The sequence below is a fragment of the Telluria sp. B2 genome (assembly GCF_051789535.1).
Lineage (GTDB): Bacteria > Pseudomonadota > Gammaproteobacteria > Burkholderiales > Burkholderiaceae_D > Telluria.
Genome location: NZ_CP196525.1, coordinates 1,468,102 through 1,480,205, shown reverse-complemented (window position 1 = coordinate 1,480,205; position 12,104 = coordinate 1,468,102). Strand labels below are relative to the sequence as shown.

At 65.4% G+C, this 12,104-nt stretch carries 10 protein-coding genes; 7 read left to right on the top strand and 3 right to left on the bottom strand.

The annotated features are described in order from the left end of the window. Positions 1 to 171 precede the first annotated feature (171 nt). Positions 172 to 2,172: a BCCT family transporter gene (locus ACSUZJ_RS06660; protein ID WP_499414469.1), complete on the top strand. Its 2,001-nt coding sequence runs from the start codon at positions 172 to 174 to the stop codon at positions 2,170 to 2,172. A gap of 84 nt (positions 2,173 to 2,256) precedes the next feature. Here the strand turns inward: ACSUZJ_RS06660 and ACSUZJ_RS06655 are convergent, their stop codons facing one another. Together ACSUZJ_RS06655 and greB are read right to left on the bottom strand one after the other, a co-directional pair. Next, positions 2,257 to 2,859 (bottom strand): biliverdin-producing heme oxygenase, encoded by a 603-nt coding sequence (locus ACSUZJ_RS06655; RefSeq protein ID WP_499414467.1) that lies wholly within the window; start codon positions 2,857 to 2,859, stop codon positions 2,257 to 2,259. A gap of 126 nt (positions 2,860 to 2,985) precedes the next feature. Beyond that, on the bottom strand, positions 2,986 to 3,552 hold the full coding sequence (gene greB, locus ACSUZJ_RS06650; RefSeq protein WP_499414465.1) for a transcription elongation factor GreB: 567 nt from the start codon (positions 3,550 to 3,552) through the stop codon (positions 2,986 to 2,988). A gap of 72 nt (positions 3,553 to 3,624) precedes the next feature. On the opposite strand from greB, the gene ACSUZJ_RS06645 reads away from it, so the two are divergent. The 4 genes from ACSUZJ_RS06645 to ACSUZJ_RS06630 all read left to right on the top strand — a co-directional run bounded on the left by ACSUZJ_RS06645 (position 3,625) and on the right by ACSUZJ_RS06630 (position 8,084). After that, positions 3,625 to 4,254, top strand: a complete 630-nt coding sequence (locus tag ACSUZJ_RS06645; protein ID WP_499414463.1) for a hypothetical protein — start codon at positions 3,625 to 3,627, stop codon at positions 4,252 to 4,254. After that, positions 4,251 to 5,759 carry a sensor histidine kinase gene (locus ACSUZJ_RS06640; RefSeq protein ID WP_499414461.1) on the top strand — a complete coding sequence of 503 codons (1,509 nt, stop codon included), beginning with the start codon at positions 4,251 to 4,253 and terminating at the stop codon, positions 5,757 to 5,759. The genes ACSUZJ_RS06645 and ACSUZJ_RS06640 overlap by 4 nt, the downstream gene beginning before the upstream one ends. A 2-nt stretch (positions 5,760 to 5,761) precedes the next feature. Then, a complete protein-coding gene (locus ACSUZJ_RS06635; protein WP_499414459.1) occupies positions 5,762 to 6,409 on the top strand; it encodes a response regulator in 648 nt (215 codons plus the stop codon). 109 nt (positions 6,410 to 6,518) lie between these two features. Further along, positions 6,519 to 8,084 carry a GGDEF domain-containing protein gene (locus tag ACSUZJ_RS06630; protein ID WP_499414457.1) on the top strand — a complete coding sequence of 522 codons (1,566 nt, stop codon included), beginning with the start codon at positions 6,519 to 6,521 and terminating at the stop codon, positions 8,082 to 8,084. 13 nt (positions 8,085 to 8,097) lie between these two features. Here ACSUZJ_RS06630 and ACSUZJ_RS06625 read toward each other — a convergent pair whose 3' ends face one another. Further along, entirely contained in the window at positions 8,098 to 9,132 is a 1,035-nt protein-coding gene (locus tag ACSUZJ_RS06625) for a glycosyltransferase (protein WP_499414455.1), read from the bottom strand. A gap of 282 nt (positions 9,133 to 9,414) precedes the next feature. On the opposite strand from ACSUZJ_RS06625, the gene ACSUZJ_RS06620 reads away from it, so the two are divergent. Together ACSUZJ_RS06620 and ACSUZJ_RS06615 are read left to right on the top strand one after the other, a co-directional pair. Then, positions 9,415 to 11,574, top strand: coding sequence for a flagellin N-terminal helical domain-containing protein (locus tag ACSUZJ_RS06620; RefSeq protein WP_499414453.1), 2,160 nt, complete (start codon positions 9,415 to 9,417; stop codon positions 11,572 to 11,574). A gap of 74 nt (positions 11,575 to 11,648) precedes the next feature. Next, a complete protein-coding gene (locus ACSUZJ_RS06615) occupies positions 11,649 to 12,011 on the top strand; it encodes a flagellar protein FlaG (RefSeq protein ID WP_499414451.1) in 363 nt (120 codons plus the stop codon). Positions 12,012 to 12,104 lie beyond the last annotated feature (93 nt).

Below are 12,104 nucleotides of genomic sequence, written 5' to 3'. Positions count from 1 at the left end.
CCATGCCCGAGTGGTAAACTTGGCAAGACAGAGGAAGCGGAACGGCGCAGGCGCTTGCGCGCCTTCCGTACGCCGGTTCCCTGCACGCCTCCCCTCGGGTGGCCATCGTCAACTGGCGGGGCAGCGCCCCGCCCGTCCCGCTTCGCCGGGACCGTCAAGGAATGCCAATCGATGACTGACCCTGTGCTGCCGGACGTTTCCGGTCCCGCTTCCGCTCCTCCTTCCCGGCCGAGAATCCAGGTCAACCCGCCTGTCTTCTTCATCTCGGCCGCGCTCATCCTCGCCTTCGCGCTGTTCGGCGCCCTGTTCCCGAAGCGCGCCGGCAGCCTGTTCGCCATGCTGCAGGCCGGCATCGTGCGCGATTTCGGCTGGTTTTATATCGTGGCCGTCGCCGCCTTCCTGATCTTCGTGCTCTTCCTCATGATCAGCCGCTACGGCGACGTCAAGCTCGGGCCGGACGAGAGCGAACCCGAATACAGCTACCTGTCCTGGTTCGCCATGCTGTTCAGTGCCGGCATGGGCATCGGCCTGCTGTTCTTCGGCGTGGCCGAGCCGATCCAGCATTATGCGCAGCCGCCCGTGGGCGAAGGGCGCAACATCGAATCGGCGCGCCAGGCGATGGTCCTGACCTTCTTCCACTGGGGCGTGCACGCCTGGGCGATCTACATCGTGGTCGGGCTGGCGCTGGCCTATTTCGCGTTCCGGCGCGGCCTGCCGCTTACCTTGCGCTCGGGCCTGTTCCCGCTGATCGGCAAGAAGATCCACGGCCCGATCGGCCACGCCATCGACATCTTCGCGGTGCTCGGCACCATGTTCGGTGTCGCCACCTCGCTGGGTTTTGGCGTGCTGCAGGTGAATGCCGGCTTCTCCCACCTGTTCGGCCTGCCCGTCAACACCACGGTCCAGGTCGTGCTGATCGTCGTCATCACCGGCATGGCGACCCTGTCGGCCGGTTCGGGGCTCGACAAGGGCGTGAAAATCCTGTCGGAGCTGAACATCCTCCTGGCGATCGCGCTGCTCGTTTTCGTGCTGGCCGTCGGGTCGACCGTCTTCCTGCTCGAGGCCTTCGTCCAGAATGTCGGCACCTACCTGAGCGCCGTCGTGTCGCGCACCTTCCGGATGTACGCCTACGAGCCCAACGCCTGGCTGGGCGACTGGACGCTGTTCTACTGGGGCTGGTGGATCTCCTGGTCGCCATTCGTCGGCATGTTCATCGCGCGGATTTCGCGCGGGCGCACCATCCGCGAATTCGTCGTCGGCGTGCTGCTGGTGCCGGTGCTGTTCACTTTCCTGTGGATGACCGTGTTCGGCAATACGGCCATCGCGCTCGACCTCTCCGGCGCCGCGCCGATCGTGCAGACGGTCGCCGACAACATGCCGGTGGCGCTGTTCACAGTGCTGGAGCAGTTGCCCTTCTCGGTAATCGCCTCCGGACTCGCGACCCTGCTCGTGATCACCTTCTTCGTGACCTCGGCCGACTCCGGCGCGCTGGTGATCGACATGATCACCTCCGGCGCGGCCCCCAATCCGCCAGTATGGCAGCGCATCTTCTGGGCCGTCTGCGCCGGTGTCGTGGCCGCCGTGCTGCTGCTGGCCGGGGGGCTGGAAGCGCTCCAGACCGCCGCGCTCGCCAGCGCCCTGCCCTTCGCCGTCGTGATGCTGTTCATCTGCTACGGCCTGCTGCGCGCCCTGCAGACGGAGTCGAAAGGCTCCTCGATGGACCTGTCGATCGCAGCAGATGCGCCGCCGGACACCGACGGCCTGAGCTGGCAGCAGCGCCTGGCCAGCATCACGCACTTCTACGACAGGAAGGAGATCACGGCCTTCCTCGACGACACCGCGCGTCCGGCGCTGGAGGCGGTCGCCGAACAGATGCGGGAGAACGGCTTCCAGCCCGAGTCGCGGCAACAGGACGACCGGCTCGACCTGGACGTGCCGCACGGCGACCGCGGACTGTTCCGCTACACCATCCGCGTACGGAGCTTCCGCTCGCCCAGCTTCGCCTGGGCCGAGACCAGGGGCAGGGACCCGGAGCGCCGGCACTACCGGGTCATGGCCAACAGCTCCGAGGGCGACCAGCCGCACGACGTGACCGGCTACACGCGCGAACAGCTGATCAACGACCTCGTGAACCGCTACGCCCGCTTCCGCCATGCGCGGCGGATTCCCTGAGTCCCTGGCCGAAGCGGCGACGCAGCACCCGGTGACGGTGCCGGAACAGCAATTGCACGAACCAGGCGACGAGCGGCCGCGGCATCAAACCTTGCCAAAGGCCAGCCCCAGGATACGGTCGAACGCATCGCAGGCCCCGGCGCAGGCCTCGGCAAGCTCTTCCTCGCTGCGCACCTCGGCGCGCAACGCTCCCATGAAGGCGCGCCAGCGCGGCCCCGGGCCCTCTACGCCGGCGCCGCGCAGGTAGCGCAGCGGATGCGGGGCAAGCTGGCCGGCGAGGCGCTTGTAGAGCACGGCGCCGCCCAGCTGAGAGCCCTCGACCACGTAGGCCACGCCCCAGCGGTAGGCGGCGCTGGCGCCGTCCGGCCAGGCGGTATGCGCGGCGACCGGCGGCGTGGCCTGGCCCGCCAGCGCGGGATCGGCCAGGTCGGCCTCGATGAGGGCGAGATGGGGGGCGGCCGGGAGGCCGGACGGTCCTTGCGGACCATTGTCGAAGCCCGCCAGCCAGTCTTGCAGCGGCGCCAGCCAGGCGCGCAGCAACTGCAGGTGGGCGGAATAGTCGGCCAAGGTGGCGTCGGGTGCGGACAGCGGCAGGCCGCTGTCGAGGCGTTCGTGGCGCGCGGCCGTGGCCTGCCGCAGCGCGGCCAGGACGTCGGACTCGCGTGCGGTGTCGTGGATTTGGTTCATGAAGGGCCGGGACGCGCCAAATCATGCATCTTACCAGCCAGGGGCCATCCCGTCTGGCGCGCCCGACAAAAACCGGGGCGTTGCAACGCCCCTTCGGAATCCTGCCCTGCAGGCCTTGCCGGACACTCAGTCCGTGACCGGCTCCGGATACTCCACGCTCAGGATTTCCAGCTCGTCGACGCCCTGCGGCGTCTGCAGCGTGACGACATCGCCCTCGCGCGCCTTGGTCAGCGCGCGCGCCACCGGCGAAACCCAGCTGATGCGCCCGCGCAGCGGGTCGAGCTCGTCGACGCCGACGATGGTCACCGTGTGCTCCTCGCCGGCCGTATTCAAATAAGTAACAGTAGCGCCAAAAAAGACTTGATCGTTTCCATAATGGACACTCGGATCGACGACGAAGGCCGAATCCATGCGCTTGGTGAGGAAACGGATGCGGCGGTCGATCTCGCGCAGGCGGCGCTTGCCGTAGATGTAGTCGCCGTTCTCCGAGCGGTCGCCGTTCGAGGCGGCCCAGTGCACGACGCGCACGACCTCGGGCCGCTCGACGTCGATCAGCTGCAGCAGCTCGTCCTTGATGGCTTTATAGCCGGCAGGGGTGATGTAGTTCTTGGCGCCGGCGGGAATCGCCTGCGCCAGCGCGACGGCTTCGTCGTCGTCGTCGTTGTCGGACTCTTTTACAAATGCCTTATTCATAAGTCTTATTGTAATGCCATGGCGCCGGAAGCGCCGCAGGTTTGCCTGCGGGTTTATCGTATGATGACGGGAATGAAAGCCACCTCCGCTTCCCGCCGAACGCTGCTCGCGCCCCTGCTCCACCTGGCCGCGCTGCTGCTCCTGCTCGAGGAATGGCTGTGGCGCCTGGGCAGCCGCTGCGCCGCCGGGCTGGCCGACTGGCCGCCGCTGGCCTGGCTGGAAAACCGGGTGCGCCGCCTGCCGCCCTATCCAGCGCTGCTGGTCTTCGCCCTGCCCGGCCTGATGCTGTTGCCGGTCAAGCTGCTGGCCCTGCTGGCGATCGCCCACGGCCACCCGCTATGGGGGGTGGCCACCTTCGTCATCGCCAAGCTCGGCGGTGCCGTGGTGGTGGCGCGGCTCTACGTGCTGACCCTGCCGGCCTTGCTGGCGCTGGCCTGGTTTGCACGGTGGCACAATCGCTTCATCATGTTCAAGGACCATCTCATCGATCGCCTGCGCGCCAGCCCCGCCTGGCGCCGCGTGCGCCGCAGCGTGTCCGGCATGCAGAGCGCGCTGCGCCGCACCCTGCGCCGCCTGCGGCGCCAGCTGCGGCCGTCGGTGCCTTTCGGCAGCCGCCATGCCACCCGCACCGCGCGCGCCCTGCGCCGCTTCGTCTCGCTGTGGCGGCGCCGCCGCAAAACCACGGAAGCCGAACGCCCATGAACACCGCCGAGCTTTCCCTTGCCGCCCCGATGCAGGCGGCCGCCTCCGAGATCTACCTGATCGACCCCGCCACCCTGGCCCTGGTCGACCTGAACGATTGCGCCCGCCAGAACCTCGGCTACGACGGGGCCGCGCTGCGCGGGATGGACATCGTGCGGGTCGCACCGGACCTGGACGGCGCCGCGCTCGCCGACCTGCTTGCCGGGCTGGGCGATGAGATCGGCGAACAGCGCTGCCTGCGCACCCGCCTGCGCCGCGCCGACGGCAGCACCTATCCCGCCAAGCTGAGTTTCCTGCGCATCCAGCGCGACGGCCGCGCGCTGCTGCTGGCGATCGGCGACGACCTCTCGCTCGAACAGGCTGCGAGCGCCGCGCTGGCCCAGTACCAGGCCCGCTTCAACGCCATCGTCAACCATACGCCCGGGCTGGTCTACCAGTTCGTGCTCGGCGCCGACGGTCGCCACGCCTTTCCCTATTTGAGCGAGGGCTGCGCCGCCCTGCTCGGCGTGCAGCCGGCGGCGCTGCAGGCCGATCCCGACCTGTTCCTGCGCCTGGTCCTGCCGGAAGACCGCAAGGGCTACCTGGAGGCCATGGCGGTGTCGAAAGCCAGCCTGTCGGCCTGGAACTGGGAGGGCCGGATCTGGATCGATGCCTGGAAGGACGTCAAGTGGATCAACCTGCGCGCCACGCCCCATCCCGCTCCCGGGGGCGCGGTGCAGTGGGACGGCATCATGACCAACATTACAGAGAGCAAGAACGAACAGCAGGAAGTACTGCGCTCGCGCGCGCGGCTGGCCGAACTGACCGACCACATCGAGCAGGTGAAGGAACAGGAGCGCGCCCGCATCGCACGCGAAATCCACGACGACCTGGGCGGCAACCTCACCGCCATCAAGATGGCGCTCGCCATGCTCAGCGCGCGCCTGCCCGACGACCAGCCAGGGCTGCTCGAAAAGGCCGGCTACCTCGACGACCTGGTCGACCGCACGATCGAGGCGGTGCACCGCATCTCGCTCGACCTGCGGCCTTCCACGCTGGATCTCGGCATCGTTGCCGCGCTCGAGTGGCAGGCGCGCGAGTTCGAGAAACAGATGGGCATTGCCTGCATCTTTCACGGCGTCGAGCGTGCGCTCGATCTCGAGCGCGAACTCGATCCCGACCATGCGGCGGCGCTGTTCCGCATCTTCCAGGAAGCGCTCACGAATGTGGCCAAGCATGCCGGCGCGACCCGGGTGACGGTCACGCTGCGGCGCCAGCGCCAGCACCTGACGCTTGCCATCTGCGACAACGGGCGCGGCATCGCGCCGGCCGACCGCCTCAAGCCGCACTCCTTCGGACTGCGCGGCATGAGCGAGCGGGCGCGGGCCCTGGGCGGCACCTTGACCTTGTCGCCGGCGCCCGGAGGTGGCACGATGGTGACCATCAAGATCAGGCTGACCCCGGTGGCCGCGCGCAGCGACACCAGAAGTAGCGCAAGAAGCGAAGCAAGATTCGACAACAGGTAACAATGACCGACAAAGCAACCATCCGCGTTTTCATTGCCGACGACCACGCCATCGTGCGCGAAGGCCTGAAGCAGATCCTGGCCGAGCAGCGCGACATCATCGTCGCCGGCGAGGCCGAGAACGGGCTCGACGCCATCAAGCTGTTTCGCAAGTCGCGCTGCCATGTGATGCTGCTCGACATCTCCCTGCCCGACCGCAACGGCATCGAAGTCCTCAAGCAGATCAAGGCGGAACGCCCTGAACTGGCGGTGCTGATGCTGTCGATGCACCGCGAGGACCAGTACGCGATCCGCGCCCTGAAGGCGGGCGCGGCCGGTTATCTCACCAAGCAGAGCGCGCCGCGCGAACTGGTCACCGCGATCCGCCAGGTCGCTGCCGGACAGAAGTACGTCAGCGCCACCCTGGCCCAGGCGCTGGCGGCCCAGGTCGGGGCGGACCACGAGGCGCCGGTGCACGACAGCCTGTCCGACCGCGAGTTCCAGACCCTGACCATGATCGCCTCCGGCAAGACAGTCAGCGAGATCGCGCGCGAACTGTCGCTGTCGGTCAAGACGATCAGCGAATACCGGGCACGCCTGCTGGCCAAGATGAAGCTCAAGACCAGCGCCGAACTGACTTCCTACGCGATCCGCAACCAGCTTGTTGAGTAATCGACATTAGCATTGCTGCTAAGTAAGATGCTTTTTGGCTTCTTTTCCCGAGATGACGAAAAGAAAACCTGCTTATCATTGCGATATACTAAGTAAATACTAGCTGCACATGTCCAACTCGCCCACAACCCAGCCCCCCGTCGAGATCGCCCGGGAGGCCTTCCGCCGCTTGGCGACGCGGCGCATCGCGCCCACGCCCGACGCCTACCGCGACATCTACAACGAGATCGCCGGCATCCCGAAGGCGGTCGTGCCCCCCCTCCCCCTGACCGGACCGGCCCCGGAAGAAGTGCTGGGCGGTTTCGCTGTCCAGTTGACCGAGACCCCGGGCGAGCTGGCCGAGTACGGGCGCCGCCTGAACCACGCGGTCAAGGGACGCAACTGGGAGGCCTATGCGCGCACGCTGTCGCAGCTGGTCGACAGGCACCTGCGGCGCGGCATTCCACCCGGCATCACCTACGGCATGGAGAGCAAGGACGCCATCGTGCTGCGCGAACTGCTCAGCCGCACGCTGGCCTTCGCGCTGGCCTCGCTGCTGTCGGCCAGTCCGGCGCTGGCGGGCGAAGCCGAATCGCTCGGCGCGGCGGTAAAAATCACCCACAGCGAGGCGGCATTGCAGGAAATCGCGGCGCGCCTGAAGGAACTGTGCTTCCGGATCGAACTGCACACCGGCGACGCGGCCGAGCAGCAGGAACTGCTGCTGCGCCTGTTCAAGCTGCTGCTGGAAAACGTCAGCGAACTACTGGACGACGACAGCTGGATGCGCGGCCAGATCGCCGCCGTGCAGGAACTGATCGCCGGTCCCATCGATGCGCGCGCGCTGGAAGACGCCACGCGCAGCCTGAAGGACGTGATCTACAAGCAGGGCCAGCTCAGGCACGGGTTGTCGGACGTGAAGGCCACCGTCAAGAACATGATGATGACCTTCATCGACCGCCTCGGTTCGGTGGCGGCATCGACCGGCGATTTCCACGAGAAGCTGGGCGGATTTTCCGAGCGCATCCGCCACGCCACCGACATCACGGAACTGAACGAAGTGCTCGACGCCGTGCTGCGCGAGACCCGCCAGGCCCAGGAAGAAGCGCTGGCCTCGCGCGACCGCATGCTGGCCGCGCACCGCGAGGTTCAGGAGGCGGAAGGCCGCATCCGGGAACTGGAAGCGAAGCTGCAGCACATGAGCGAACTGGTGCGCGAGGACCAGCTCACCGGGACGCTCAACCGGCGCGGCCTGGACGACGTGTTCGAGCGCGAGAGCGCACGCGCCGACCGCCGCGGCACGCCGCTGTGCGTGGCCCTGCTCGACCTCGACAACTTCAAGAAGCTCAACGATACCTATGGCCACCTGGCCGGCGACAACGCCTTGCGCCACCTGGCGAAAGTCGTGAAAAGCGCGCTGCGTTCGATCGACGTGATCGCGCGCTACGGCGGCGAGGAATTCATGATCATGCTGCCGGAAACCCCGGTCGAGGCCGCCGTGCACACCATGGTGCGCCTGCAGCGCGAACTCACCAGGCACTTCTTTTTGCACGACAACGAAAAGCTGTTGATCACTTTCTCGGCCGGCGTCGCACTGCGCCTGCCCAACGAAGACCAGGCCGCGCTGCTGGCGCGCGTCGACCGGGCCATGTACCAGGCCAAGCAGAGCGGAAAGAACCGGGTGGTGGTGGCGGATTGAATCCGCCCTGCGCTCAGCCCTGCGCCAGGCGACGGTAGGGAGCGGCGCGCTCGGCCTCGCCCAGGCTCTCGTAGAGCACGGCCAGGTTATGCGCCGCCAGGTGCGAGCCGCGCCCGCTGACCGCGCCTTCCAGCTGCGGCTGCTCGCCGATTTCCAGGCAGCGCAGGAAGCTCGCTTCCACCATTGGCAGCAATTCTTCCATCGCGCCTGGGTTGAGGGCGGCCCAGTCCAGCAACAGATCACCGAGGGCGAAATAATAGTCGGGCGAGTCGTGCCAGTTGGCCATCTCCTGGTCCGCCAGCGCGATCGCTTCCTCGTGCAATTGCGCCTTCTTCAGGGAATAGATACTGCGCACGACCAGGTCATGACGAAACGGCGCCTCCTGAGCCGCCAGCGCAAGCGCAGCGCGGTAGCGCGGCACGGCCTGTTCGAAGTCGGCTTCGACCTCGTGGTTCTTGCCGATCTGGTACAGCAAATAGGCGTCCTGCGGCGCCTCTTCCAGTGCGCGCATCAGCAGCGCTTCGTTGCGCCCGCGCTTGCGGGCCAGTTGCTGCTGCAGGTAGCCGTCATGGCGCACTGCCAACGCCAGGCGCTGGCGCGGCAGGCCGGACACCGGCTGCTCGTGGATGCGTCCGGCATAGTGCACGCCGCGCGGCAGCAGGCGGGCTATCCAGGAGGTGCTGTGCGCGATCCGGCCCTGCAGCTCGAACGCACTGGCCACGGGTAACAGGCCCAGCAGCGGCGGGCCGGCCAGCACCGCGTCGAGCGCGGCGCGATCGGCCGACTCCAGCCACTCGTCGGCGTCGAGCACCAGGTTCCAGGCACAGGAAGACAGGGCCAGCGCCGCGTTGCGGGCGGCGGCGAAGTCGTCGCACCAGGCGAATTCGTGCACTTGCGCGCCGCAATCGCGTGCGATGGCCGCCGTCGCGTCGCGCGAACCGGTGTCCAGGACGATCATCTCGTCGACCAGGGAACGGGCAGACTCCAGGCAGCGTGCAATGCAGTGGGCCTCGTCGCGCGCAATCACCACCAACGCCAGTTGCTTCATATGCAATCTCCTTGTGTGCCCGCAACACCGAGCGAATGGAGGGAAATTATACGCGCCGGCATGTCGCCGATGCCATCCTCACACCCTGGCTGGATCCGCGGGTCATGGCCTCAACGGAATGGGTGCGAAAAAAAAAGAAAAATTTTTCGTTCTCACGCTCAACTTTTTCGAGAGGCGTCCGTTACCAGTTTCAGCAGCGGGTTGAACAGCTCGGAACAGTGAGGCAAACCTGCGTGAACCGCGGCATGTCGCCCAACCATATCAGCAAGACTGGAGAAACAGATGGCTAACGTCATTAATACCAATATTTCCTCGCTCAACGCACAGCGTAACCTGTCGACCTCGCAATCTTCGCTGGCAACCTCCCTGCAGCGCCTGTCGACCGGCCTGCGCATCAACAGCGCCAAGGACGACGCCGCCGGCCAGGCGATCTCGACCCGCATGACGGCCCAGATCAACGGCATGCAGCAGGCCAGCCGCAACGCCAACGATGGCATCTCGATGTCGCAGACCGCCGAAGGCGCGATGGGCTCGATCAACGACATCCTGCTGCGCATGCGCGACCTGTCGGTCCAGGCCTCGAACGGCACCAACGGCACCGCCGAACGCGCCACGATCCAGAACGAAGTCGACCAGCTGTACCAGGAAATCGACCGTATCTCGGGCGATTCCAACTTCAACGGCATCAAGCTGCTGGACGGCTCGGCCAAGAGCAACAGCTTCCAGGTGGGCGCGAACGCCGGCCAGACCATCTCGTTCTCGATCGGCGAAGTGTCGACCAAGTCGATGAACCTGGCCAGCAGTGTGGGTTCACCGGGAGAACTGAACAGCGCACGCATCAACAGTGCGGCAGGACTCACGAACTCATCCCTGAGCATCAATGGCACCTCAATTACGTTCAACAGCAACGATGACAACTCGGCTGTTGAATTTGCCGCCGCCATCAACAAGCAGAGCGCAGCGACCGACGTGACCGCGAGCGCAAGCAACGTCGTCAAGGGCTCGAGTGTTGGCACCGGTGTTCTTAATGGCAATACCGACAAGATCACCATTAATGTCCAGAATCAAGATGGTACGATGCCAAGCACGGGCATTGCCATTGCAGCCTCGAAGGACATGAATGAGCTAGTTTCCAACATTAATGCAAAGGTTGGCGGCATCACCGCTTCGCTGGACGAAAAGGGCGCTCTCACGCTGACGAGCGAGAATGGTGCGAAGATCACTATCACTGCTTCCAGCGCAGCGGCTGCTAAGGCGGCCGGCCTCGACGCCGATACGTTCGATGGGTCTAACGGCACTACTGGCAAGGACTATGAAGGTACCCTGAAGCTGACCAGCAACGATGGTTCGCAAATCAAGCTGGGCGGCGATGATCTCCAGCATTTTGGTTTCAACCCAAGCGCCGGTGCAGGGGCGGTAAGCGGCGTCGCGACTGCAAGCACTGTGAGCTCTACCGCTGACAAGGCCCTGGTCAACCTGAATAGCGAACACGGCGCTCTCGACACGACCATCGACAAGGTGAAGATCAATGGTGTTGAGCTCAACCAGGCCGCTTTCGGCAGCGCGTTCACTGCTGGCGAAAAGGCACAAGTCATTAATGCCCTAAGCGACCAGACCGGTGTAACTGCTACTGCCAGCACCGAGGCATACGTTGATCTTAGCGCTGCCACCAGCGCTAGCGACAAAATCGTTATCAACGGTAAAACGTACGCCTTAACTGCCGATGATAGCGGTGCCTCGACGACGGCCGAAAGCGATCTGGCCACGGCAATTCAAAATGCCTTTAAAGCCGGTACCAGCAACGGTATTAACGCTGAAATCGATGCCACGACGGGAAAGCTACACTTAATGTCTGCTACCGGAGCCGACATCGTGATTGGTGGCGACGGCACGACTATTAACAATGGGGCCATAACGGTTTCGATGACGGCCAAGGCAACTGGAACGCTGATTCCAACCTCCGATGGAGCGTCGACTCCGGCGGCAGTGGCAAACACCATAGCCATCCGTGGCACTATCAACCTGTCCAGTGAGAACGGCGAGACGATCAAGTTAGAAGACGGGACCAGTGGTTCTGGCTTGAAAAAACTCGGCCTGGTCGAACAACTCAGCAGTTCAGATCCTTCCCTGGGCGGCAAGATCGACGTTTCGACCGCCAAGGGCGCTCAGGATGCCATCGGCCGCATCGACAAGGCCATCGCCTACGTGTCCGAGCAGCGCGCCAACATGGGTGCGGTGCAGAACCGCCTGAGCACCACCGTCTCGAACCTGTCGACCGCGACCGAGAACGCCAGCGCCGCGCGCAGCCGTATCCAGGACGCCGACTTCGCCACGGAAACGGCCAACATGACCCGCGGCCAGATCCTGCAGCAGGCAGGCACCGCGATGCTGGCCCAGGCCAACTCGCTGCCGAATGGCGTGCTGTCGCTGCTGCGTGGTTAATCCGCCGCTAGCAAGCTGAAGTCCCACGCCCGGCCGGCATCATCGGCCGGGCTTTTTTCTTTACAGGGAACGCTATGGAAATCCGACCAATTGCGAGCAGTCTTGTACCGGGCACGAAAGGCATCGAACGCGAGCTTCCGGCGCCGGCGGCCGGGGCTTCCTCGGTGGCGGACACCGAGGCCGCACGCAAGCACCCCGATGGCCCTCCACCCGCCGAGGCCGAGGTGCAGCAGGCCGTCGAGCGCATCAACCAGTCGCTGCCCGCATCGAATCAGGGCATCGAGTTCGCCGTCGATGCCGACACCGACCGCGTGATTGTCAAGGTCGTGGACCGCGAAACGCGCGAAGTGCTGCGCCAGATGCCCAGCGAGGAAGCACTCGAGATCGCCAAGGCGCTCGAGCGTACCCAGGGCATGCTCATCAAGCTCGAGGTCTGAGCCCACAGCATCGAACGGCATCGAATTGGCCGGTAAAACCACCTCTGTAGCACGCTTTGCCCGGCGTATCGGCACGGTATATTGCCCACTCAT

Excerpts from the sequence above, each read along its gene's own strand:
- greB (WP_499414465.1), bottom strand. The coding sequence starts at position 3,552 with ATGAATAAGGCATTTGTAAAAGAGTCCGACAACGACGACGACGACGAA.
- ACSUZJ_RS06635 (WP_499414459.1), top strand. The coding sequence starts at position 5,762 with ATGACCGACAAAGCAACCATCCGCGTTTTCATTGCCGACGACCACGCC.
- ACSUZJ_RS06620 (WP_499414453.1), top strand. The coding sequence starts at position 9,415 with ATGGCTAACGTCATTAATACCAATATTTCCTCGCTCAACGCACAGCGT.
- ACSUZJ_RS06630 (WP_499414457.1), top strand. The coding sequence starts at position 6,519 with ATGTCCAACTCGCCCACAACCCAGCCCCCCGTCGAGATCGCCCGGGAG.
- ACSUZJ_RS06645 (WP_499414463.1), top strand. The coding sequence starts at position 3,625 with ATGAAAGCCACCTCCGCTTCCCGCCGAACGCTGCTCGCGCCCCTGCTC.
- ACSUZJ_RS06660 (WP_499414469.1), top strand. The coding sequence starts at position 172 with ATGACTGACCCTGTGCTGCCGGACGTTTCCGGTCCCGCTTCCGCTCCT.
- ACSUZJ_RS06640 (WP_499414461.1), top strand. The coding sequence starts at position 4,251 with ATGAACACCGCCGAGCTTTCCCTTGCCGCCCCGATGCAGGCGGCCGCC.
- ACSUZJ_RS06615 (WP_499414451.1), top strand. The coding sequence starts at position 11,649 with ATGGAAATCCGACCAATTGCGAGCAGTCTTGTACCGGGCACGAAAGGC.
- ACSUZJ_RS06625 (WP_499414455.1), bottom strand. The coding sequence starts at position 9,132 with ATGAAGCAACTGGCGTTGGTGGTGATTGCGCGCGACGAGGCCCACTGC.
- ACSUZJ_RS06655 (WP_499414467.1), bottom strand. The coding sequence starts at position 2,859 with ATGAACCAAATCCACGACACCGCACGCGAGTCCGACGTCCTGGCCGCG.